Here is a 21,637-nt window from a genome sequence, read left to right on the forward strand (position 1 = left end):
AAAGATATTAATAATCAATGGGTTGCAGCTAGTGTGTCCGTTGGTACCGAGCATTAACAAGGATCAATATGAGCATGAGCGTATATGTGCATGCATAGTATTAAAAATGTGATGTTTTCAGGAGAGCTGTTTGACGCATCAAATATTTGAGTCGTTTTTAAGCGACCTAGAAACTCATAAAAATGACTCTGAAGAGTCGGAAGTCGAGCAGTATCACGTGGATTGCTGGACTACGTGCAAGGCTATAAAAACCTCATTGAAGAAGTTAGAAATAGCAGAAGAATGCATAAGGCAATCTTATCGCCTTAGTCCAAGCGAGCATGAGATAGCAGAGTATATCGAGTTTCACATTGAGAACTACTTGATTAGAAGCCGTTCGGTTTATGATCGCGCGTTGATCTTCACAAACTATTTATGTGATATTCAAATGGCTAAAGAATCCGTTAGTCATGTATCGATCACTACCAATCGAAAAGTTGAGAAGCTTGGCCTGAAGAACGCATTGAAGAAAATCAATAAAGCTTGCGAAGTATATCGGCTCGAAAGGAATGGAGTTGTCCATCATGACAGATATTCCAATCAGGAATTAGAGTGGGTAGACACAGCACGGAAGGCTAAATTCATTTTGAATGGCGAAATTGAAAGTATCGGACTATCTGATGAAGTAATAGAGCAAAACACAGTTGTTGTAATAATAAAGCATCTCGATATGTTTTCTGAAAGCACAAAAAACATTGTCGAATCGGTCAACAGCTTTTTAGATCTGGCGCTTCCTGTATATGAGGGGCATGCCAGGAAAACATAACAAATGGCTGCGCCGGACAAATTTCGCTGCCACCTTATTGTGCAAAGAACCGCACAAAAGCCGCCACCAAAAATTTGCTCGGTGAGCCGGGCGTTAGTCAATCGAGTTACCCACGAACAGTAGACACTTTAATTTTGTGGCAATACAGTTCGGATTATTTTAACAGGCTTTAATAATGGCGTACGTTTTAGCAACAACAGAACAAGTTGTCAGGTGGTACTCATTTGATATGAGTGAGGAAGTAAATGAGTCAAACTACAAAATTATTGATCAATTGGATCTTAGGGAAGTGCCAATGGCTGGAGATAAAGCCACAGCTAAAAGCTGGGCTAAATCAATGAGGCTAAAGACTTGGCGTTATGTAAGAATTTAATGGCCAAAGCTAATAAGCTATAGCAGTATATACTTATGCTTCCCTGTTTTAGTAAACACCTCGATCTAACAAAATCGAGGTGTAATACGCACTTTATCATTGTGTCAGTAGCACGCAGAAGAGGGCGCGATTGAAGTTATTCGATTTCCAGAAGTTCCACTTCAAAAATCAGTAAGGATCCCGGCTTTATGGTTCCGGCCGGGCTGTTGCCGTAGGCCAGTTTGGATGGGATGAAAAACTTGAATTTGTCACCCACCACCATCAGTTGCACACCCTCGGTCCATCCTCTTATCACTCGATTTAACGGGAAACTGATGGGCTCTTTACGCTCTACCGAGCTATCAAATACGGTGCCGTCCAACAGAGTGCCATGATAATGCACGGTAACCGTTGACTTGGCGCTGGGATGAACATCGCCTTCGCCTTTGGTCAGTATTTGATACTGCAAACCGGAGGCAGTTTCCTGCACATTATCATTGGTTTTGTTCTGGGCTAAAAATTCGTTTCCTGCCGCGATGTTTTCAACCGCCGCCTTTTTATGATTCGAATTTCTGATGATGTAAAAGCCCACGACCAGAATGACGACCGCCAAGATGAAAAATTTCATTATTTATCCTGCTGCTGTTGAGATGTTTGCATTCTATCACTCGATGCTTTTCGAGGTAATACCAATTCCGTTAAGCATCTGATCATATTGACCTATCGTGAACACCGAGTATCCCGCAGACGGCGCCAACAGGCCACGCCGGAACCTCAAGGAGGACAAAGGGATCTGCTTCATCGACCATCACATGACAGGGATGTCATGTGCTGAGCGTCACAAGGAGGTGCTTGATCGGGTCGAAGAAGCAGGTCCTTTGTCCGGGGTTGGTATGGCAATCACAAAAAGCGAATGTTCATGGGGCAGTATCAACTGCCCGGAAAACGACACTCGATACGGGTGCCGCCCTGATCCGAATCGACGGTGATGCGGGCACTGTGGTTGTCGAGTATTGCCTTGACCAGCGTCAGCCCCAAACCATGGCCGGGGCTCTGCCGGCTGCTGTCGGCCCGGTACAGCCGCTCGAACACATGGGGCAGGTCGGCCGGGTCGATACCGATGCCCGAGTCGGTAATCCGCACCCGAATATCGGCGCCTTGCCGGTGTGCTTGCAGCCGGATATTGCCCCCTGCCGGGGTGTATTTGAGTGCGTTGTCGAGCAGGTTGGCGAAGGCCTGGCGCAGGGCTTGGGCATCGCCCCGCAACCGGAGGTCGCCGGCGATGTCGGTGGTCAGTTGCACGCCCTTGTCTTCGGCGACCATGTCGTAGAGATCGACCATTTCCCGCAGGATTTCCCCCAGTTCACAATCGCTTTCATGGGCCGGATCCAGCCCCTGCTCGGCGGCGGTAATGGCCAGCAGATAGCCGAGCAGGGCTTCCATGCGCTGGTTTTCCTCGGCGCAGTCGAGCAGGCTTTCCCGCCACTGAGTGGCATCGTCGCTCGACAGGGCCTGCTCCAGGCTGAGCCGCTGGCGGGTGAGCGGGGTGCGCAAGTCGTGGGCAGCGCTGTCCAGGGCGTGACGCAGGCCGCAGACCAGCCGGTGTATCCGGCTCATCTGCTGGTTGAACAGCAGGGTCAGCTGGCCCAGCTCGCTGCGCGGAGAGGCGGTAAGCGGCACCGGTTGTTCCAGCCCGTCTCGTTGCAGGCTGGCCACACGCAGGATCAGGGCCTGAATGGGGCGCAGGGTGCTGTGGGTCAGCCAGGCTACCAGCAGCAGGCTGAACAGCAGCATGGGCAGCATCAGTTGCAGCATGGTGAGCCGGTAGCGAGCCAGATCCTGCTGCCGTGGCCCGGCTTCAAGGGCAATGTGCAAGCGGTGGTCGCCGATGGCCATGGTCTGGCTCCAGCTGCCATCGTCCAGCAGGCCCGCCGTCTGCCCGGGCAGGGGGTTGCCTGCCACGAACAGCGGGCGACCGTCGGGGGCGTCGAAGCGCAGACGATAGTGGCTGAGTTGCAGAAACTCCCGATCACGGTGCAATACATGCAGCAGTTTATCGGGGCCGGCGTCCTGGCCGACTCGGTGATAATTGTCCTGCAGGGTGCTCACCAGTTGCCGGTCTTTTTCCAGCAGGCGCTTGCCCAGCAGGTGATCCCCGGCCAGCAACAGGCCGCCGGTAACCAGAGTCATCAGCAGCAGATACCAGAGGGTGAGAGTCCAGCCGGTGGCGAAACGGGGTTCAGTCGATACGCAGGACATAGCCTATTCCTCGCAGGGTATGCAGCAGTTTTTGCGGGTGATCCTTGTCGAGCTTGTTGCGCAATCGGCAGATCAGCACATCGACGACGTTGGTCTGGGGATCGAAACGATAGTCCCATACCTGCTCCAGGATCTGGGTGCGTGAAAGCACCCGGCCCTGATGGCGCAGCAACAATTCCAGCAAGACGTATTCCCGTGGTTGCAACTGAAGCTTTTGACCGGCGCGCCTGGCCTGTTTGCCCAGAGGGTCCAGGCTCAGATCGGCCAGTTGCAGGGGGCGATCCGGTGGATGAGGGAGCCTGCTGCTGCGGCGCAGCAGCACCTCGACCCGGGCCAGTAGCTCGCTGAAGGCGAAGGGTTTGGTCAGGTAGTCGTCTCCCCCCAGGCGCAATCCCTGCACCCGATCATCCACCGAACGGCGGGCGCTCAGCATCAGGATGGGAAAGTCCATGCCCTGGCCGCGCCATTGTTGCACCAGACTGAGGCCGTCCTGGCCGGGCAGCATGATGTCGACGATGGCGAGCACGGGTTCCCGTTCCCGGGCCGCCAGCGCCGCTTCTTCCGCCCGGATATAATGCCGTACCCGGTAGCCTTGTTCGCCGAGTCCGCGATGGATGAAGTCGGCAATCTTGGGGTCGTCTTCCACCAGCAGCAGTTCCATTGGCGATTCTCGTCATTCATTGATGAGCCGATATTGTAACAGTGACACGGGGGCCTGCCTGCCCCCTTTCCATTTTGTAATGTAACGGCAATGCAGCGGAAAATGGTAATGGCTATAGTGAGTTGGACATTTACCCCGGAGAGACAAACCATGAAAAAATACCTGGCGTTACTGGCCCTGGCCAGCCTGGGTGCTCAGGCACAAACCGTGAACACCTCCGTGCTCAGCACAGACACGGCTCAGCAGCTGGTGGCCGAAGGCCTCAAACATTGCGCCAAAGACGGTTATCACGTGACCGTGGCGGTGGTGGACCGCTCCGGTGTGCTCAAGGCCCTGGCTCGTGATGAACTGGCCGGCCCGCACACGATAGAAAGCGCCCGCAAGAAAGCCTTTACCTCTGCCTCCATGGGCGTGGTGACCGCCGATCTGGCGAATAACATCGCCGACAAGCCGGCATTGTTCGGATTGCGAGAAATGCACCCGGACATGCTGATCCTGGGTGGCGGTCTGCCGATACGCGTAGGCGATCAGCTGGTGGGCGGTATCGGGATTGGCGGCGCCCCAGGTGGCCATCTGGATCAGGCCTGCGCCGATGCGGCCATCAAGGCGGTATTGAAGTAACAGCCGCCGGAGTCACCCTGTCCTGCACAAGATGACGACAATCATAACGGCAGGCCCTTATCGGGCCTGCCGTTATTGATCTGCCAGCCAGCGCAGCAACTCGGCTTCCGGCATGGGTCTGTCTGCGGTCCTTTGTCGATATAAGTAGCTGCACGCCGAATTCTTGACGGCTATAAAGCGCATTGTAAATAAAGGGGAACGGATTCAAGATAACCTTTAAGTAAGATATTGCTAATTTAAAGTTCTTCGCTACCATTAGAAAATTCTAATTCAAATGGAGTAGTGTGATGACCATAGTGAACTTCACCCCCTGGACGGCCTTGTTCGGAGGAATGTTGATCGGTACCGGTGCCCTGCTGTTACTGCTGGCCGGCGGCCGCATTGCCGGTATCAGCGGCATCGTCGCCGGTATCGGCTCGCAGCCCGACAGGGGCTGGCGCATCGCCTTCGTGGTCGGGCTGATACTGATGCCCTTTATCCTGTTCGGCTTTGATTGGGTTAGTGCTCCTTCACTGGAACGCTTTTCCGCGCCCCGGCTGGTGCTGGCTGGCTTGCTGGTGGGCATCGGTAGCCGTCTCGGCAACGGCTGCACCAGCGGGCACGGCATCTGCGGCATGGGCCGCCTGTCATGGCGCTCTGTGGTGGCGACCCTGATATTCATGGCGGCTGGCATCATGACCGTGACCTTGTTTGGAGTGGGAGTGTAACCATGCTGATACTGATTGCACTGATATCGGGTTCCCTGTTCGGGCTGGGGCTGGTTGTCTCCGGCATGGTCGACCCGGCCAAGGTACAGGGGTTTCTCAACCTGTTCGGCGACTGGGACCCGAGCCTGGCGCTGGTGATGGGCGGTGCCCTGGCGGTGTTTGCGCCGGGTTACTGGCTCTGGCGCCGGCAAGGTCGCAGCCATTGTGCCCTGGGTACCAAGCTGCCCAAGATACCGGCGCCGCTCATCGATAAACAACTGATCGTGGGGGCATTGCTGTTTGGTATCGGCTGGGGACTGGCGGGCATCTGCCCTGGGCCCGCATTGGGGCTGGGCGCCAGTCTGCAATGGCAGGCAGGGCTCTTCATCGCCGCCATGGTCGCCGGCTTCTGGCTGGTAGGACGCTTCAACAAGCAGTCTTGAAATAGACTGTTTGACCTGTATTTAAAGAGGTAACAGGGTTGAATGAGGCGAGTACATCGGGCAAAGGGTCTACTCCACTGGCTCGCTTTCACATCCCTGTTCGCTCAGGACATGCCATCCCTGGCATGTCATGGCCAGTGGAGCAGATCCCTTTTCCCACCTTCAGCTCTAACGTTTTCTGTTTGCGTCGCAGGCTGGCGACATAGGTGCTTCAGGGAGGCCAAAGGGATCTGCTCCGTCGACCTTTCGTTTCAGGGATGAAACGGAGAGCGTACATGGATGTATCTACAGCGAGTCGACGGAGCTGGCCCTTTGGGCGAGTGCTTGTGGGGCAAGAATTACCCGTTCAGGTAATCCATCACTACCTGATGGTGATCCTTGGTCTTGAACTTGTCGAATACCTTGGCCACTGTGCCGGTTTCGTCGATCAGAAAGCTGATGCGGTGAATGCCGTCGTATTCCTTGCCCATGAACTTCTTCAGCCCCCAGACCCCGAAGGCGTCGGCCACGGCGTGGTCATCGTCAGACAACAGGGTGAAGTTCAGCTCGTCTTTTTCTTCAAACTTCTTCAGCCGGGCCACCGGATCCGGGCTGATGCCCAGCACCACCACATTGCGTTCGGCAAGTTCGGTCTGGCTGTCGCGCAGGCCGCAGGCCTGTACCTTGCAACCCGGTGTCATCGCCTTGGGATAAAAGTACACCAATACTTTCTTGCCGCTGAAGTCGGCCAGGCTGACCGGTTTGTCGTTTTGATCGTGCAGGGTAAAAGAGGGGGCTGGGCTTCCTGCGGGTAAATAGGTCATCGACGGACTCCTTGAGATTATTTGCGTTTAAGACGAAGGCTGTGTCGCTCGCATTCCAGCTCGCGACATAAGCGGTCGACGGCGTCTTCGGCTTCACCGTCGGTCAGCTGCTCAGGCAGATTAAGCTGAAAATGCGCCTGAAACTTGCCGGACTCGACGCCGGCCAGGGTCTGGCTCTGCATGGCCTGAATATCCCAGCCGCAGTCGCTGAAAAACTGGGTGCAGCGATTGACGATGCCGGGCCGGTCGGCTACCACCAGCTCTACGTCGGCGCTCAGGGCATAACTCGGCTGGCTCAGCACCTGGGTGCGTTTCATCATGGTGATCAGCGCCTGATTCTGGCCGAACAGCGGCAGTGTGGTCTCGAGCCGGGTTATCTGGTTCCAGCTGCCAGACAGCAACAGGATAAAGGTGAACTCATTGCCGAAGATGCCGAGGCGGCTGTCGACGATGTTGCAGCCGCAATCGGTGACCTGGCGTGCCACTTCGTTCACGATGCCGGCTCTGTTTTCACCGATGGCGGTGACCACAAGATGATGCGTCATCTGGCTATCCGAAAGGTCTGGGAAGAGGGGCGCCATGTTAGCACAAATTGCAAGGGGCTCCAGTGCCTCTCTTGTATTCCGAAGGGGGCGCCACTACCATAGCCGGACTTGATACTTAACGGAATTTACTATGTTCAGCGGTAGCATAGTGGCACTGATTACGCCGATGACGGCGGCGGGCGAGGTTGATAACGGCAGCCTGAAGCGGCTGGTCGATTATCATGTGGCCAGCGGCACGGCGGCGATTGCCGCCATGGGCACCACCGGCGAGTCGCCCACCCTGAGCACCGACGAACACCTTGAGGTCGTGCGGCGGGTGATGGAATATGCGGACGGTCGTATTCCGGTGATCGGCGGCTGTGGCTCCAACAACACCCGCCAGGCCATTCGTCTGAGTCAGGCGATGGCAGAGATGGGCGTCGCGGCCGGCCTGTCGGTCACGCCCTACTATAACAAACCCTCTCAGGCTGGCCTGCTGGCCCATTACACCGCCATTACCGATGCCTGCGACCTGCCACAGATCCTCTACAATGTGCCCGGACGGACCGGTTGCGATCTGTTGCCGGAAACCGCAGGACGGCTGGCGGAGTTGGATGCCATCATCGGCATCAAGGATGCCAGCGGACGCCTCGACCGGGTAAGCGAACTCAAGCGCAGTTGTGGTGAAGATTTTCTTTTGTTCAGCGGCGACGATCATCTGGCGCTCGACTTTGTTCGTCTGGGTGGCCATGGCGTTATATCGGTAACCGCCAACGCGGCGGCGGCCGACATGGCCGATTTGTTCCGGGCGGCGCTGGCCGGCGACTGGTCCCAGGCCGACGTGATCAACCGGCGCCTGTTGCCACTGCATCAGCATTTGTTTTGTGATACCAATCCCATACCGGTGAAGTGGGCCTGTGCCGAACTCGGGCTCATCGATACCTCAATGCCGCGTTTACCCTTGATCCCCCTCGACGCTTCGGGGCGGGAACAGGTGAGGGAAGCGTTACTTAAAGCGGAGTTAACAGGGCGTGGATAAACCTTTGAATTCAAAAAAACTAGTAATAAGCCTGCTGGCCATGAGTGTGCTGGCCGGCTGCAGCAATCCCGAGACCCGTGCGCAGGCGAATCGGGGGTTTGACTACGAAGATGCCAAGCTGAGAACCACCCCATTGCTGATCCCGGCCGGGCTGGAAGCACCGGACTTCAATAACGAATACGTGATCCCGGCTCCTACCGAAGGGGTCATCGGTGGTGTTACCGGCAAGGCGGTGGATGTTCGTCCGCCCACCCAGGTACTGCCGCTGGTGCGCGGTACCGAAGTCATGGACAGCGGCAGCGGCCTCTGGTTTTATCAGCAGCGGCTGGATCAGCCGCTGGAGCAAGAACTGAGACAGGCACTGGAAGCTTTCTTCAAGGGGCAAAAAGCCGAGTTCAGTCAGTCTGCTCAGGGCTGGCGTAGCAATGGCCGGGCTATCGGTAGCGAAAAACAGCAATTCAGCTGGCAGCTGGTGCCGGATGCGGTTCGCCGCGCGGTAGCCGTGCAGGTCAGCGCCGAGGGCGGCGAGACCCTGCTGGCACAGGATCGACAGCGGGCAGAAGCGGCCATGCTGAATGCCTTCTCGCTGTCTTATCAGCGTGAGCTGACCAAGAAGCAGAATTTGCTCGACCGCAGCCCCATCAAGTTGACCCTGGATCAGGATCAGGGCCGCTTGCTGACCGACGAAGGCTACGACCGTAGCTGGAAGCGGCTGGTCACCCTGTTGCCACAGCTCGGCTTCAAACTGACCAACCGCCAGCAGGCGCTGGGTTATGTGGACGTGGAGTTCGACGGCCTGAGCAAGGGCAAGTGGCGCGATCTGGGGCTGCCGGCGCTGAATATTCCCGAGCAGCAATATCGCATTCAGCTCGGCGACCTGGGTGAGCAGAGCAGCATTACCCTGAGCGACAAGAACAAGGTACCTGTGTCCGCCGACATTCTGAGCCAGCTGGCGCGCACTCTGGGCGATGCCTTTCAGCGTACCGACCTGATCCGCTAAGCCCTACCGACTGTGCCCAATATGACAGGCCCCGTATTGACGGGGCTTTTTCATATTCGACACTGAAGTAATACAGAGGCAAAACAGTCGCCTCCCTCGACACGCCATAAACCATCCATGGGGGCTCGGAAATGCCGTCCCTGGCATTTCATGGTCGTGGGAGCCGTTCTCTGTTGCCTCTGCTTGAGCGGGGTCGGCGGAGCGGGCCCTTTGACCGAGTTACACCGAGTAAACACAATGTCCTCTATTACTCCTTTATAATGCCGCTATGAGCGACATCGAACAGGGTTTTATCCTGACCCGTCACAGCCGTGACCGGGCCGGCAGCACCGAAATTATCTACTGGCTCTGTACCGCACAGGGCCCGGTGCGCTTGCTGCTGTCCGGCGAACGGCCGCTATTGATGGTGCCGACCGAACGGCGGGATGCGGTGGCGCAGAGTCTTGCGGGGGTCGGCATCGGTTATCAATGGGCCGAGCCCGGTTTGCAGACCCTGGAGTATCAGCCGGTGGCGGTGCTCTATTTTGCGACCATTGCCGATCATCGAGTGGCGGCGGAGTGCTTGCGCCGCGACGGCATCGGCGTGTTTGAAGATGACTTGCGCCTGCACGAACGCTTTCTGCTTAGCCGCTTTATCCGAGGCTCGGTCGACTTCGTTGGGCAGTCGAGACCCGCCTCCGGTTATCGGCAGTTCAGTGGCGTACGGCTCAAGCCCGGCGACTGGAGCCCCCGGTTTCGGGTGCTGTCGCTCGACATCGAATGCTCGGCCCGAGGCGAGCTCTATTCCATCGGTCTCTATGGTGATGAGCTGGCGAGGGTGCTGATGATAGGTAAGCCGGAGCCGGCGGACACCGATATTCGCTGGGTGGTGGATGAGCCGGCGCTGCTGAAAGCCCTGGAGCAGGAGCTGAACCGCCATGATCCGGATATCATCATCGGCTGGAATCTGGTCGGTTTCGATTTTCGGCTGCTGTTGCAGCGGGCGGCGCTGCACGGCCTGCGGCTCAAGCTGGGGCGGGGTGGCGAGGCGGCCTTTCTGCGGGAGTCGGCGCACACCGGTCAGGTGTTTCTGACCTTGCCCGGACGGGTGGCGATAGACGGTATCGAGGCACTCAAGACCGCCTGTTACCAGTTCGACAGCTTCAGCCTGGAGTCGGTGTCCCGTCAGTTGCTGGGGCGGGGCAAGCAGACCGAAGACGTCGAACATCGATTGGCGACCATCACCCGGGATTTTCGCCACAACAAGCCTAAGTTGGCCGCCTATAACCTGGAAGACTGCCGGCTGGTGTGGGACATTTTTGAGCACACCCGGCTGCTCGACTTTCTGCGGCTGCGCAGCCAGCTTACCGGGCTGGAGCTGGATCGGGTCGGCGGCTCGGTGGCGGCCTTTACCCAAGTCTATCTGCCGCACCTGCACCGGGCCGGTTTTGTGGCACCCAACCTGCCCGCCGGTGGCGGCCTGGCCAGCCCCGGTGGCTACGTAATGGACTCAAAGCCCGGCCTCTATCGTCATGTGCTGGTGCTGGACTTCAAGAGTCTGTATCCCGCCATTATCCGCACCTTCAAGATAGACCCGCTGGGGCTGGTGCTGGGGTTGAAGGAAGAGGGGGCCATTCCTGGCTTTCGCGGAGCTCTGTTTTCTCGCCAGCGGCATTTTCTGCCGGCCATCATCGAGCGACTGTGGCAGGAACGGGATCAGGCCAAGCGCGAGCGAGACGGCCCACGTTCCCAGGCGATCAAGATACTGATGAACTCCTTCTATGGGGTACTCGGCTCCGGCGGTTGTCGCTTCTACGATACCCGGTTGGCGTCCTCCATTACCCTACGCGGCCACGAGATCATGCAGCAGACCGCCCGCTGGATAGAGGCCGAAGGCCACGAGGTGATCTACGGCGACACCGATTCGGTGTTTGTGCTGCTGACTGGCCATCACGATGAAGATACTGCCAGTCTCGAGGGGCAGCGCCTGGCCACCCGGATGACCGAGCAGTGGCAACAGCAACTGGCGACACAGCTGCAGTTGGTAAGTTGTCTCGAGTTGCAGTTCGAACGTTATTTCGCCCGTTTTCTGATGCCCACGATTCGTGGTCAGGAGCAGGGATCCAAGAAGCGTTACGCGGGTCTGAGCATCAGCAACGGCGTCGGCGAGCTGGTGTTCAAGGGGCTGGAAACGGTGCGCTCCGACTGGACGCCGCTGGCGCAGCAATTTCAGACCGAGCTGTACCGGCTGGTATTCGACGACCTGGACCCGAGCGACTTTATTCGACAGACCCTGGCGCAGACCCTGGCCGGAGAGCGGGATGAGGACTTGGTGTATCGCAAGCGTTTGCGCCGGCCGCTGGCCCAGTATGTGAAGTCGCAGCCACCGCAGGTGCGAGCGGCACGACTGGCGGACGAGCACAACGCCCGGCGAGGCGTGCCGTTACGTTATCAGCAGAAAGGAGTGATCCGTTATCTGATCACAGTGAACGGGCCCGAGCCGCTGGAGTACCTTGGTTCGGCCATCGATTATCAGCATTATGTCGACCGCCAGCTCAAGCCGGTGGCCGACGCCATACTGCCCTTCGCGGGCCTGAGTTTCGACGCATTGATCGGACAGCAGCTCGGGTTGTTCTAGGGGGAGCAGGGATTGGTGATTAGGGAACAGGGATTGGTGGTTGGGAACTGGCTGCTAATCCCCAGTCCCCAGTCCCCAATCCCTAGTCTTTCGTTTCTTTGTCCTTATTATCTTTGTCGTCGGCATGGTAGTCGCCGGGGGGCACGCCCCAGTCGTCCCTTTTACGTTCTTCGGTATCCCAGTCTTTCAGGTGCATCTTGTCGCGGTTTTTCTTGACGAATTTTTCAATCTGCTTGGTGTCCTTGAGCGCGCCGACAAAGAGGCCGACGACAAACAATAACGGCAGGGCAATCCAGAACCAGGTGCTCATGGCTTAATCCTCGGTGGTGGTGATATAACGGGCGAAAATCTCGTCCAACAGTTTAAGGATATGCTTTTTTCCCGCCACTGGCTGCAACCGCAAGGCCTCGGCCACCAATGAGGGGGTCAGCTGGCTGGCGCAATCTGTGGCCAGCGGCCGGTAACTCAGGTGCCAGGGTTCTATCGCCACGCCGCCGCCGTCCTGCGCAAAGGGCAGGTAAAAGCCGAAGCGCGCCATGTTGGCGGCCAACCACTGGCTGAGCGGATAAAAATAACCGCCCGGCTCATACTCCCAGGGCTCAAGCTGCAGCTTTTTCCCCGGGGGCAGCAGGGTCGGGTCGTAAACGTCCAGATCCGTGCCCCAGTGATGGCGGCTGGTGCCGGGCAGGGCGCTCCAGTGCAATATGGCGGTGATGCGTTCGGGCTCGCTCAACGCCAGCGTCTGCAGCGGTTGGCTGTCGGCATCCAGCAGTGGCCGGCTGCCCTCGAATTTGCCGTTCCAGATGGCAAGCTGGCGCTCGAAGCTGCGAAAGCTCGAGGCCGGCATCAGTTGAAAACCGGCCTCGGTCGCCGCCGCCTGCATGGTCATAAAGGCGTCTCTGGCCTCGGACTGCAGCCGGTGCCCCGGCTCGTTCAGCGCCACCAGATGTGAATCGCTCAGGCCAAGCAGGCAGAGTGGGTTCATGCCAGCAGACGGTCCAGAATGCCTTCATACATATCGGTGAGTAGTTCCAGATCGGCAATTTTCACACATTCGTTGAGCTTGTGAATGGTGGCATTGACCGGACCGAGTTCGACAACCTGAGCGCCGGTCTGGGCGATGAAGCGGCCGTCCGAGGTGCCACCTGTGGTCAGCAGCGCCGGCTCCTGGTGTTTGACCGCTTGAATTGCTTCCACGGTCGCCTGCACCAGGTCACCCTTGTCGGTGAGGAAGGGTTTACCGTTGAGCAGCCAGTCGATGTGGTAGTTCAGGCCGTGGGCGTCAAGCATGCTGTGCACCCGGGCCTTGATGGTGTCTTCGTTCAGCTCGGTGCTGAAGCGGAAGTTGAACTGCACCTTGAACTCGCCCGGGATCACATTGGAGGCGCCGGTGCCGGCGTGCAGGTTGGCAATCTGGAAGCTGGTGGGCGGGAAGAATTCGTTGCCGTTGTCCCATACCGTATTGGCCAGCTCGGTCAGGGCCGGGGCCGCCTTATGCACCGGATTGTCGGCCAGATGCGGGTAGGCCACATGACCCTGAATGCCCTTGACCACAAGATCGCCGGTGAGGGAGCCGCGGCGGCCGTTCTTGACCACGTCACCCACTTCATGGGTGGAGGAGGGTTCGCCCACCAGGCACCAGGTGATTTTTTCGTTACGGGCTTCCAGGGTGTCAATCACCCGGGTGGTGCCGTTGATGAAGGGGCCTTCTTCATCGCTGGTGATCAGAAAGGCGATGGAGCCCTTGTGATCAGGGTGCTGGGCGATAAAACGTTCGGTGGCGACGATCATGGCGGCCAGTGAACCCTTCATGTCGGCCGCACCCCGGCCGTGCAGGTAACCGTCGATGTCGGTGGCTTCGAAGGGCGGGGTGTGCCACTGGTCGAGCGGGCCGGGCGGCACCACGTCGGTATGACCGGCAAAGCAGAACAGCGGCCCTTCGCTACCCCGGCGGGCCCACAGGTTGGTGGTGTCTTCAAACACCATGGTTTCCAGTTCAAAGCCGAGGGCTTTGAGGCGGGCGCCCATCAGCTCCTGGCAGCCTTCGTCTTCGGGGGTCACGGAGGGGCGGTTGATCAGGTCCCGGGTGAGGGCTAGCACGGCAGAGTCAGTCATTCTAATCCTTGATTATTTATTGATTATTTATTGATTACTTATTAGCTACTTATTAAATAAGCGGGAATACAGTTCGGGTTTGAAGCCCAGATGTAGCTCGTCGTCCAGTACCAGCAGCGGTCGTTTGATCATCGCCGGATGCGCCTGCAGCAGGGCGGCGGCGGTGTCCGGGCCAAGTCCGGCCTTGTCGGCGTCCGGCAGGGCACGATAAGTGGTGCCTCTCTTGTTGAGCAATTGCTCCCAGCCGAGCCGCTCCAGCCAGTGTTGCAGCTCGGCCGGATCCAGGCCGTCGGCTCTGTGGTCGACGAAACGGTAATCGATACCCTGTTGGTCCAGCCACTTGCGGGCTTTCTTGACGGTATCGCAGTTTTTGATGCCGTAGAGTCTGATGGTCAAGATGGAATCCTGTAAATGCGTGGGCGTGAATAGCAATGGGCAGAATTCTGTCACTTAAGCCCGGCCCCTGCAACAGGCCACCCGGAAACAACAAACCTCAGCCAGTTCAATGATTTTTACCCATCGGCAATATACACTGGCGCCCGGTGCGAGCTTTGGGTACTGTTGGCGCTTTTTGCGATTCCTGTCGCCGCCGCGATGCTGTTATCGGCACTATCTTAACTGGCATTCTCGGGCGCTTTATTCAGTTTGCAGTTTAGGGTCTGTTGACCTTTCGCGATGATTTTTGCAGCAGTTTGTGGGGTCTTGATACAAGGCATCGCTTATGCCATGTAGTCACTCTACATAAATAAGCGATAACGCAGTAGCAAGACCCCACAAGCGCTGCCCTGCGGGTTCGGCTAAACGCGTTTTTCTATTTGTTGAAAGGGCATTGCTTAGAATGACTAGGCTACACCCCTCTCGCCGCGATAAAAACGCGTTTAACTCGAACAAAATTTAACCGCGAAAGGTCAACAGACCCTAACTATTAAAGAAAAAGGGGAATGGGTTGGAACTCAAGGAATACTGGAGCGATAGCTATCACTCCCGGGATTTTAAGCTCATCCGCATCGGTGTTGTTGCCGTTCGTTTTCGTTGGCTGGTGGCTTTGCTTATCATCGGTATCGCCGGCTGGATTGCCGTCGACTGGTGGGTGCTGGATCCGGCGCATTTCAAGCTGCTGTGGAAGGTCCGATTGATCACCGGCGTCATGCTGACCCCGCTACTGCCGCTCAGTTATCTGTGCAAACTGGATCGGCGCTGGATGGTGATGTCGTTATACGCCCTGCTGGGCATTCTGCTGCTGTTTAATTTTGTCAGCCTGTGGAGCTTCCGGGACGGGGTCCCCATTCCGGTGGGTTACGTGGCCTTTCCCTATTTTCTGCTGGCCTTGCTGGCGGTACTGCCGTTGCCGATACGTTCCGGCCTGAGGGTGGCGGTAGTGATGATACTGGTGGTGCTGGGCACCGACTACTGGCTCGACTCCCGCACCCTGGACAACGGCGAGCTGATCGACCGCATCTGGCTGTTATTGTGTTTCAGCCTGGCGATGATCTGGGTACAGGCCGGACAGTTGCGCATGCTGCTGGACCTGTATCGGGAGTCGACCCGGGATCCGCTGACCCGTCTGATGAATCGCCGGCTGTTTTTACGCCAGCTGGAGGCGGTGCGTCACGACAGCAGTGCCGGGCAGCCCTACACCCTGATACTGCTCGACCTCGATAAATTCAAGCGCATCAACGACGATCATGGGCACCTGATGGGCGACGAGGTACTGGTCAGCGTGGCCACTACCATCATGGATATTTTCGGTCAGGACGCCATCGTCTCCCGTTATGGCGGCGAAGAGTTCATGGTGTTGCTGCCCGAGACGCGGTTGGAGCAGGCAGCGCGTCAGGCCGAAACCCTGCGTCTGGCGGTGGAATCCCAGCCGGTGGAAAATCCATTGGATGAAAGTGAAGTCATGGTGACCCTCAGTGCCGGCGTGGTCGAAGGCCACCACGACAGTGTGCCCACCGACTTGCTGCGCCAGGCCGATGAGGCTTTATATGGAGCCAAAAGCCAGGGGCGTAATTGCGTGGTGGCACATCGGTAGTCTATCGACAGTATAAGCATTCGTAGGTGGTGGTTTGGGAAGGGGGCTTGGCTTATACTGGCCGGCGAGCCCCCTATTACTCAAATCATAACTTTCCCCTCCGGGACTATAACTTAAGCGAGATGTCTTATGCCCCAAGAGCATCATGAAAAACGTGCCCTCTATGTACCCTATGCAGGTCCGGCCCTGCTGGAAACCCCGCTGCTGAACAAAGGCGGAGCCTTCTCCAAGGAAGAGCGTATTTCGTTCAACCTGGAAGGTCTGCTGCCCCACAACATCGAGACCATAGAAGAACAAGCGTCCCGGGCATATAAACAGTACACCTCCTTTCAAAACGATCTCGACAAGCATATTTACCTGCGCAACATTCAGGACACTAACGAGACCCTGTTCTACCGTTTGGTACAAAACAATCTGAGCAAGATGATGCCTATCATCTATACCCCGACTGTGGGTAAGGCCTGTGAGGAGTTTTCCAACATCTACCGTCGCGCCCGAGGTTTGTTCATTTCCTACCCGGATCGGGATCGTATCGACGATATCCTGCAGAACGCCACCAAGCGCAACGTCAAGGTCATCGTGGTGACCGACGGCGAACGCATCCTGGGTCTGGGCGATCAGGGTATCGGCGGCATGGGTATTCCTATCGGCAAGCTGTCCCTGTACACCGCCTGTGGCGGTATTTCTCCGGCTTACACCCTGCCGGTGGTACTGGATGCGGGCACCAACAACCCGCAGCTGCTGAATGATCCCATGTACATGGGCTGGCGCAACCCGCGGGTAACCGGTGAAGAATACGAGCAGTTTGTTGATGCCTTTATTGAGGCGGTGAAGCGTCGCTGGCCCAACGTGCTGTTGCAGTTCGAAGACTTCGCGCAGAAAAACGCCATGCCGGTACTCAACCGTTACAAAGACGAGTTGTGCTGCTTCAACGATGACATTCAGGGCACAGCCGCCGTGACCCTGGGCTCCCTGATTGCAGCCTGTCAGGCCAGCGGCAGCAAGCTGTCCGAGAAAAAAGTGGCCTTCCTCGGCTCCGGCTCCGCCGGTTGTGGTATCGCCGAGCAAATCGTGGCGCAGATGAAGGCCGAAGGCCTGAGCGATGAAAAGGCACGACAACGGGTATTCATGGTCGACCGCTTTGGCCTGATCACCGATAATATGCCCAATCTGGTGGACTTCCAGCGTCCTCTGGCCCAGTCGCTCGCGCATATCGGTGACTGGGAGACCGCGGGCGAGAACATCTCGCTGCTGGAAGTGATGCAGAACGGCAAGCCCGATATCCTGATCGGCGTATCCGGCCAGCCGGGTCTGTTCACCAAAGAGGTGATCCAGACCATGCACGCCCACTGCGAGCGGCCCATCGTGTTCCCGCTGTCCAACCCCACCTCCCGGGTGGAAGCGACGCCGGAAGACATCATCAACTGGACCGACGGCAAGGCGCTGGTTGCCACCGGCAGCCCCTTCGCACCGGTGGAGCACAAGGGCAAACTGTATGAAATTGCTCAGTGCAACAACTCCTACATCTTCCCCGGCATCGGTCTGGGCGTACTGGCCTGCGGCGCCAAGCGGGTGACCGACGCCATGCTTATGTCTGCCAGTCGAGCTCTGGCCGCCTGTTCTCCGATGGCTCTGAACGGAGATGGCGCCCTGCTGCCGCCACTGGAAGAAATTCAGGAAGTGAGCCGTCAGATAGCCAAAATGGTCGCCAAAACCGCCCAGTTGCAGGGCCAGGCGCTGCAGATTTCCGATGCGGCACTGGATGCGGCGATTGAAGCCAACTTCTGGCAGGCGGAATACCGCAAGTATCGTCGCGTCTCGTTCTAACCCGAACGAATACCGCAGACAAAAACAAGGCATGCCGTGGCATGCCTTTTTAATGGCGCCGCAGACAACACTATTTTTGTGACGGGTTTTTATTGAAAAGCACGAGTTCGGCCCCATATTGCTTAACCTGAGCCGTAGCGACGCTCGACGCTGCAGGGATGCCCCGTTATAATGCCGCGTCTAATTTGCCGAGAAGGCGCTGTTTGTCGCGAAAGCATCGTTGTTGCGAAAACAAAGCTGTCGCGAAGACAAGTGTCTTCACCAGGATTCAAGGAAGCAGCCCAGGCTGTTTTAAATCAATCACAGGGTCAGCACCACGGTGCTGAAGAAAATTGAGGTAGAAGAATGCAAGTTTCAGTAGAAACGACTCAAGGCCTGGAGCGCCGCCTGACCATTACCGTACCTGCCGACAAGGTAGAAGGCGAAGTGAACAGCCGCCTGCGTCAACTGGCCAAGACTCGCCGTATCGACGGTTTCCGTCCTGGCAAGGCACCGATGACCGTTATCAAGAAGATGTTCGGTTCTTCCGTTGAAGCCGACGTGGCTGGCGAACTGATGCAGCGCAACTTCTTCGAAGCGGTGATCAGCGAGAAGCTGAACCCGGCCGGCATGCCGACCATGGAGCCTTCCGCGCTGAAAGCCGGTGAAGATTTCACCTTTACCGCTATTTTCGAAGTGTACCCGGAAGTGGCCGTACAGGGTCTGGACGCCATCAGCATTGAGAAGCCTCAGGCTGAAGTGAACGATGCCGATCTGGACAAGATGATCGACACCCTGCGCAAGCAGCACGCCGACTGGGTTGCCGTTGAGCGCGAAGCCGCTACCGACGACCGCGTGACCATGAACTTCGTGGGCTCCGTTGACGGTGAAGAGTTCGAAGGCGGCGCCGCCGAAGACTTCGTACTGGTACTGGGCTCCGGCCGCATGATCCCGGGCTTTGAAGAAGGCCTGATGGGCAAGAAAGTCGGTGATGACTTCACCCTGGAAGTGACCTTCCCCGAGGAATACCACGCCGAAAACCTGAAAGGCAAGCCGGCCCAGTTCGCCATTGCCGTGACCAAGGTTGAAGCTCAGCAACTGCCCGAGCTGACCGAAGAATTCGTACAGCGCTTCGGCATCGCCGACGGCAATGTCGACGGCCTGAAGGCCGAAGTACGTAAAAACATGGAGCGCGAACTGGCTCAGGCCCTGAAAGCGTCCGTGAAAGAACAGGTTATCGACGGTCTGCTGGAGCAGAACCCGGTTGATGTACCCAAGTCGCTGATCGACAACGAAATCGAAACCCTGCGCAAGCAGGCGCTGCAGCGTTTCGGTGGCATGGATCCTAAAAACGCCCCGCAACTGCCGGCCGAACTGTTCCAGGAACAGGCTGAGCGTCGCGTACGCGTGGGCCTGCTGTTGGGTGAAGTGATCAAAGCTAACGAGATCAAGGCCGACGACGCCAAGGTGCAGGAAATCATCGCCTCCATGTCTGCTGCCTACGAAGATCCGTCTGAAGTGGTTACCTACTACAACGAGAACCCGGAACTGCTGGAAAACGTGCGTAACTTGGCCATCGAAGATCAGGCTATCGAGTTCGTGCTGAGCCAGGCCAAGGTGTCTGATAAGCAGGTCAACTTTGACGAAGTGATGAACAAGCCGGGCGTTGGCGCTTAAGAACCATTTGACTTAGGCATCAAGCTCTTGCGTATAATGGCCCCAGTGTGAGTGCACTTGGGCCATTTTGTTTTGGGGACAATATCTTATGTCAAATATCCATGATTCGATGACGAGCGGGCCCCTGGCTGCCCTTATCCCCATGGTGGTGGAGCAAACCGCCAAGGGTGAACGTTCCTACGATATCTATTCTCGCCTGTTGAAAGAGCGGGTGATCTTCCTGACCGGTCAGGTCGAAGACCATATGGCCAACCTGATCTGTGCCCAGCTGCTGTTTCTGGAGTCTGAAAATCCTGAGAAAGATATCTATCTGTATATCAACTCTCCGGGTGGCTCTGTCACGGCCGGCATGTCGATTTATGACACCATGCAGTTTATCAAGCCGAACGTCAGCACGGTTTGCATGGGCCAGGCCTGTTCCATGGGGGCCTTCCTGCTGGCCGGCGGTGCTGCCGGTAAGCGCTTTGTGCTGCCCAACAGCCGGGTGATGATCCATCAGCCGCTGGGTGGTTTTCAGGGCCAGGCGTCGGACATCCAGATCCACGCCAAGGAAATTCTGTATATCAAAGAAAAGCTCAATCGTCTGCTGGCCGATCACACCGGTCAGGATCTGTCGATTATCGAGCGCGATACCGACCGCGACAACTTCATGTCCGCCGAGCAGGCCAAAGAATACGGTCTGGTCGACGAGGTGCTGTTCAAGCGCGATTGAGCAAAGCGGGGTGGGGTGCTGTACACTCTTTGAACAAGAGGTAAGTAGGCACTCCTCAGCCTGTACGCATACGAGGTGAGTGAATGACTGACAAACGCAAGGGCGAAGGGGATGGCGGCAAGTTGCTGTACTGTTCTTTTTGCGGTAAAAGCCAACACGAAGTACGCAAGCTCATTGCTGGCCCTTCCGTCTACATTTGTGACGAATGTGTCGAGCTGTGCGAAGACATCATTCGGGAAGAGATCAAGGATATTTCGCCGAAGCGGGAAGGCAATGCCTTGCCGACGCCGCACGAAATCCGTGCCAACCTGGATGACTATGTCATCGGTCAGGATCATGCCAAGAAAGTACTGGCAGTGGCGGTGTACAACCACTACAAGCGGCTGCACAACGTCGGCGCGACCGATGGGGTCGAGCTCGGCAAGTCCAACATTCTGCTGATCGGCCCGACCGGTTGCGGCAAGACCCTGCTGGCCGAAACCCTGGCTCGCTTGCTGGATGTACCTTTCACCATGGCGGACGCCACCACCCTGACCGAAGCCGGTTACGTGGGGGAAGACGTCGAGAACATCATCCAGAAACTGCTGCAGAAGTGCGACTACGATGTGGAAAAAGCTCAGCGTGGCATCGTCTATATCGATGAAATCGACAAGATTTCCCGCAAGTCCGACAATCCCTCCATCACCCGTGACGTTTCGGGCGAAGGGGTGCAGCAGGCCCTGCTGAAGCTGATTGAAGGCACAGTGGCATCGGTACCGCCCCAGGGCGGGCGCAAGCATCCGCAGCAGGAGTTCCTGCAGGTCGATACCTCCAAGATCCTCTTTATCTGTGGCGGCGCCTTTGCCGGCCTGGACAAGGTGATTGAGCAGCGTATGGACAAGGGCACCGGCATTGGTTTTGGTGCCGAGGTCAAAGCCAAGGACGATCGTTCTTCCCTGAGTGAAATCTTTACCCGGGTCGAGCCCGAGGATCTGGTCAAATACGGCCTGATCCCCGAGTTTATCGGTCGTCTGCCGGTGGTTGCCACCCTGACCGAGCTGGATGAAGATGCGCTGGTACAGATACTGTCCGAGCCCAAGAACGCGCTGACCAAGCAGTATGGCGCCCTGTTCGCGTTGGAAGACGTGGAGCTGGAGTTCCGGGACGACGCCCTGCGCGCCATTGCCCACAAGGCGATGGAACGCAAAACCGGTGCTCGTGGTCTGCGCTCCATTGTGGAAGCGGTCTTGCTCGACACCATGTACGATCTGCCGACTCAGAACGATGTCGCCAAGGTGGTGGTGGATGAAACCGTGATCAAGGGTGAATCCGCTCCTCTTCTGATTTATCAGAAAGGGGAGACTCAGGCGGCTTCTGGCGACTGAGTGCGTCATTTTTGACCGTTCAAAAGGGGCTTTATGCCCCTTTTTCTGTTTTTGCGTGTCTTGTGATTGAATCTGATGATCTCGCCCCCATATACTGCCCAAGCGCTAACACATTGCATTC

At 57.2% G+C, this 21,637-nt stretch carries 22 protein-coding genes; 13 read left to right on the forward strand and 9 right to left on the reverse strand.

Features of this window, described 5'->3' with window-relative positions; translation table 11 throughout:
- Positions 1-130 precede the first annotated feature (130 nt).
- The gene (locus tag UN63_RS00880) at positions 131-805 is read left to right on the forward strand and encodes a Cthe_2314 family HEPN domain-containing protein (protein WP_104484904.1); all 675 of its coding nucleotides are present in this window, start codon (positions 131-133) and stop codon (positions 803-805) included.
- Positions 806-980: 175 nt separating this feature from the next.
- The gene (locus UN63_RS00885; protein WP_104484905.1) at positions 981-1,178 is read left to right on the forward strand and encodes a hypothetical protein; all 198 of its coding nucleotides are present in this window, start codon (positions 981-983) and stop codon (positions 1,176-1,178) included.
- Between the two features lie 136 nt (positions 1,179-1,314).
- On the opposite strand, the gene bamJ is transcribed toward UN63_RS00885, so the two are convergent.
- From bamJ to UN63_RS00900, 3 genes are all read right to left on the reverse strand, one after another.
- Positions 1,315-1,785 (reverse strand): BamJ family beta-barrel-assembly machinery protein, encoded by a 471-nt coding sequence (bamJ, locus tag UN63_RS00890; protein ID WP_104484906.1) that lies wholly within the window; start codon positions 1,783-1,785, stop codon positions 1,315-1,317.
- Between the two features lie 302 nt (positions 1,786-2,087).
- The gene (locus UN63_RS00895; protein WP_104484907.1) at positions 2,088-3,416 is read right to left on the reverse strand and encodes a sensor histidine kinase; all 1,329 of its coding nucleotides are present in this window, start codon (positions 3,414-3,416) and stop codon (positions 2,088-2,090) included.
- Complete coding sequence (locus tag UN63_RS00900; RefSeq protein WP_104484908.1) at positions 3,397-4,077, reverse strand: winged helix-turn-helix domain-containing protein; 681 nt, start codon at positions 4,075-4,077, stop codon at positions 3,397-3,399. The genes UN63_RS00895 and UN63_RS00900 overlap by 20 nt, the downstream gene beginning before the upstream one ends.
- A 150-nt stretch (positions 4,078-4,227) precedes the next feature.
- Between UN63_RS00900 and UN63_RS00905 the strand changes: the two genes are divergently transcribed.
- The 3 genes from UN63_RS00905 (at position 4,228) to UN63_RS00915 (ending at position 5,827) form a co-directional block, all read left to right on the forward strand.
- Positions 4,228-4,698: a GlcG/HbpS family heme-binding protein gene (locus UN63_RS00905; RefSeq protein ID WP_104484909.1), complete on the forward strand. Its 471-nt coding sequence runs from the start codon at positions 4,228-4,230 to the stop codon at positions 4,696-4,698.
- 287 nt (positions 4,699-4,985) lie between these two features.
- Positions 4,986-5,405 (forward strand): YeeE/YedE family protein, encoded by a 420-nt coding sequence (locus tag UN63_RS00910; protein ID WP_181068131.1) that lies wholly within the window; start codon positions 4,986-4,988, stop codon positions 5,403-5,405.
- Between the two features lie 2 nt (positions 5,406-5,407).
- The gene (locus UN63_RS00915; protein ID WP_104484910.1) at positions 5,408-5,827 is read left to right on the forward strand and encodes a DUF6691 family protein; all 420 of its coding nucleotides are present in this window, start codon (positions 5,408-5,410) and stop codon (positions 5,825-5,827) included.
- Between the two features lie 338 nt (positions 5,828-6,165).
- Here the strand turns inward: UN63_RS00915 and bcp are convergent, their stop codons facing one another.
- Positions 6,166-6,630 carry a thioredoxin-dependent thiol peroxidase gene (gene bcp, locus UN63_RS00920; RefSeq protein ID WP_104484911.1) on the reverse strand — a complete coding sequence of 155 codons (465 nt, stop codon included), beginning with the start codon at positions 6,628-6,630 and terminating at the stop codon, positions 6,166-6,168.
- Between the two features lie 17 nt (positions 6,631-6,647).
- Complete coding sequence (locus tag UN63_RS00925) at positions 6,648-7,175, reverse strand: glycine cleavage system transcriptional repressor (protein WP_104484912.1); 528 nt, start codon at positions 7,173-7,175, stop codon at positions 6,648-6,650.
- A 130-nt stretch (positions 7,176-7,305) separates the two neighbouring features.
- On the opposite strand from UN63_RS00925, the gene dapA reads away from it, so the two are divergent.
- The 3 genes from dapA (at position 7,306) to UN63_RS00940 (ending at position 11,810) form a co-directional block, all read left to right on the forward strand.
- Positions 7,306-8,193 (forward strand): 4-hydroxy-tetrahydrodipicolinate synthase, encoded by an 888-nt coding sequence (gene dapA / locus UN63_RS00930; protein ID WP_104484913.1) that lies wholly within the window; start codon positions 7,306-7,308, stop codon positions 8,191-8,193.
- A gap of 4 nt (positions 8,194-8,197) precedes the next feature.
- Positions 8,198-9,193, forward strand: a complete 996-nt coding sequence (gene bamC / locus UN63_RS00935) for an outer membrane protein assembly factor BamC (RefSeq protein ID WP_229793498.1) — start codon at positions 8,198-8,200, stop codon at positions 9,191-9,193.
- Between the two features lie 268 nt (positions 9,194-9,461).
- Positions 9,462-11,810, forward strand: coding sequence for a DNA polymerase II (locus UN63_RS00940; protein WP_104484915.1), 2,349 nt, complete (start codon positions 9,462-9,464; stop codon positions 11,808-11,810).
- An 82-nt stretch (positions 11,811-11,892) separates the two neighbouring features.
- Here UN63_RS00940 and UN63_RS00945 read toward each other — a convergent pair whose 3' ends face one another.
- The 4 genes from UN63_RS00945 to UN63_RS00960 are packed head-to-tail and all read right to left on the reverse strand — an operon-like array spanning position 11,893 to position 14,321.
- Positions 11,893-12,120: a hypothetical protein gene (locus tag UN63_RS00945; RefSeq protein WP_104484916.1), complete on the reverse strand. Its 228-nt coding sequence runs from the start codon at positions 12,118-12,120 to the stop codon at positions 11,893-11,895.
- 3 nt (positions 12,121-12,123) lie between these two features.
- The gene (locus UN63_RS00950; protein WP_104484917.1) at positions 12,124-12,795 is read right to left on the reverse strand and encodes a M15 family metallopeptidase; all 672 of its coding nucleotides are present in this window, start codon (positions 12,793-12,795) and stop codon (positions 12,124-12,126) included.
- Entirely contained in the window at positions 12,792-13,925 is a 1,134-nt protein-coding gene (dapE, locus tag UN63_RS00955) for a succinyl-diaminopimelate desuccinylase (protein WP_104484918.1), read from the reverse strand. The genes UN63_RS00950 and dapE overlap by 4 nt, the downstream gene beginning before the upstream one ends.
- A gap of 45 nt (positions 13,926-13,970) precedes the next feature.
- Positions 13,971-14,321: an ArsC family reductase gene (locus UN63_RS00960; RefSeq protein WP_104484919.1), complete on the reverse strand. Its 351-nt coding sequence runs from the start codon at positions 14,319-14,321 to the stop codon at positions 13,971-13,973.
- A 550-nt stretch (positions 14,322-14,871) separates the two neighbouring features.
- Here UN63_RS00960 and UN63_RS00965 point away from each other — a divergent pair.
- The 5 genes from UN63_RS00965 to clpX all read left to right on the forward strand — a co-directional run bounded on the left by UN63_RS00965 (position 14,872) and on the right by clpX (position 21,516).
- A complete protein-coding gene (locus UN63_RS00965; protein ID WP_104484920.1) occupies positions 14,872-15,957 on the forward strand; it encodes a GGDEF domain-containing protein in 1,086 nt (361 codons plus the stop codon).
- 129 nt (positions 15,958-16,086) lie between these two features.
- Entirely contained in the window at positions 16,087-17,784 is a 1,698-nt protein-coding gene (locus tag UN63_RS00970) for an NAD-dependent malic enzyme (protein ID WP_104484921.1), read from the forward strand.
- Positions 17,785-18,129: 345 nt separating this feature from the next.
- Complete coding sequence (gene tig, locus UN63_RS00975; RefSeq protein WP_104484922.1) at positions 18,130-19,440, forward strand: trigger factor; 1,311 nt, start codon at positions 18,130-18,132, stop codon at positions 19,438-19,440.
- A gap of 88 nt (positions 19,441-19,528) precedes the next feature.
- The gene (gene clpP, locus UN63_RS00980) at positions 19,529-20,152 is read left to right on the forward strand and encodes an ATP-dependent Clp endopeptidase proteolytic subunit ClpP (RefSeq protein WP_181068132.1); all 624 of its coding nucleotides are present in this window, start codon (positions 19,529-19,531) and stop codon (positions 20,150-20,152) included.
- Positions 20,153-20,235: 83 nt separating this feature from the next.
- A complete protein-coding gene (gene clpX / locus UN63_RS00985; protein ID WP_104484924.1) occupies positions 20,236-21,516 on the forward strand; it encodes an ATP-dependent protease ATP-binding subunit ClpX in 1,281 nt (426 codons plus the stop codon).
- The last annotated feature ends 121 nt before the right edge of the window (positions 21,517-21,637 follow it).

This window comes from Oceanisphaera arctica, from assembly GCF_002936955.1.
GTDB classification, from domain to species: domain Bacteria; phylum Pseudomonadota; class Gammaproteobacteria; order Enterobacterales; family Aeromonadaceae; genus Oceanimonas; species Oceanimonas arctica.

What these genes read in the sequence shown, in the direction of transcription:
- UN63_RS00885 (WP_104484905.1), top strand. Translation starts at nt 981, where the DNA reads ATGGCGTACGTTTTAGCAACAACAGAACAAGTTGTCAGGTGGTACTCA.
- bamJ (WP_104484906.1), bottom strand. Translation starts at nt 1,785, where the DNA reads ATGAAATTTTTCATCTTGGCGGTCGTCATTCTGGTCGTGGGCTTTTAC.
- UN63_RS00895 (WP_104484907.1), bottom strand. Translation starts at nt 3,416, where the DNA reads ATGTCCTGCGTATCGACTGAACCCCGTTTCGCCACCGGCTGGACTCTC.
- UN63_RS00900 (WP_104484908.1), bottom strand. Translation starts at nt 4,077, where the DNA reads ATGGAACTGCTGCTGGTGGAAGACGACCCCAAGATTGCCGACTTCATC.
- UN63_RS00905 (WP_104484909.1), top strand. Translation starts at nt 4,228, where the DNA reads ATGAAAAAATACCTGGCGTTACTGGCCCTGGCCAGCCTGGGTGCTCAG.
- UN63_RS00910 (WP_181068131.1), top strand. Translation starts at nt 4,986, where the DNA reads ATGACCATAGTGAACTTCACCCCCTGGACGGCCTTGTTCGGAGGAATG.
- UN63_RS00915 (WP_104484910.1), top strand. Translation starts at nt 5,408, where the DNA reads ATGCTGATACTGATTGCACTGATATCGGGTTCCCTGTTCGGGCTGGGG.
- bcp (WP_104484911.1), bottom strand. Translation starts at nt 6,630, where the DNA reads ATGACCTATTTACCCGCAGGAAGCCCAGCCCCCTCTTTTACCCTGCAC.
- UN63_RS00925 (WP_104484912.1), bottom strand. Translation starts at nt 7,175, where the DNA reads ATGACGCATCATCTTGTGGTCACCGCCATCGGTGAAAACAGAGCCGGC.
- dapA (WP_104484913.1), top strand. Translation starts at nt 7,306, where the DNA reads ATGTTCAGCGGTAGCATAGTGGCACTGATTACGCCGATGACGGCGGCG.
- UN63_RS00940 (WP_104484915.1), top strand. Translation starts at nt 9,462, where the DNA reads ATGAGCGACATCGAACAGGGTTTTATCCTGACCCGTCACAGCCGTGAC.
- UN63_RS00945 (WP_104484916.1), bottom strand. Translation starts at nt 12,120, where the DNA reads ATGAGCACCTGGTTCTGGATTGCCCTGCCGTTATTGTTTGTCGTCGGC.
- UN63_RS00950 (WP_104484917.1), bottom strand. Translation starts at nt 12,795, where the DNA reads ATGAACCCACTCTGCCTGCTTGGCCTGAGCGATTCACATCTGGTGGCG.
- dapE (WP_104484918.1), bottom strand. Translation starts at nt 13,925, where the DNA reads ATGACTGACTCTGCCGTGCTAGCCCTCACCCGGGACCTGATCAACCGC.
- UN63_RS00970 (WP_104484921.1), top strand. Translation starts at nt 16,087, where the DNA reads ATGCCCCAAGAGCATCATGAAAAACGTGCCCTCTATGTACCCTATGCA.
- tig (WP_104484922.1), top strand. Translation starts at nt 18,130, where the DNA reads ATGCAAGTTTCAGTAGAAACGACTCAAGGCCTGGAGCGCCGCCTGACC.
- clpP (WP_181068132.1), top strand. Translation starts at nt 19,529, where the DNA reads ATGTCAAATATCCATGATTCGATGACGAGCGGGCCCCTGGCTGCCCTT.
- clpX (WP_104484924.1), top strand. Translation starts at nt 20,236, where the DNA reads ATGACTGACAAACGCAAGGGCGAAGGGGATGGCGGCAAGTTGCTGTAC.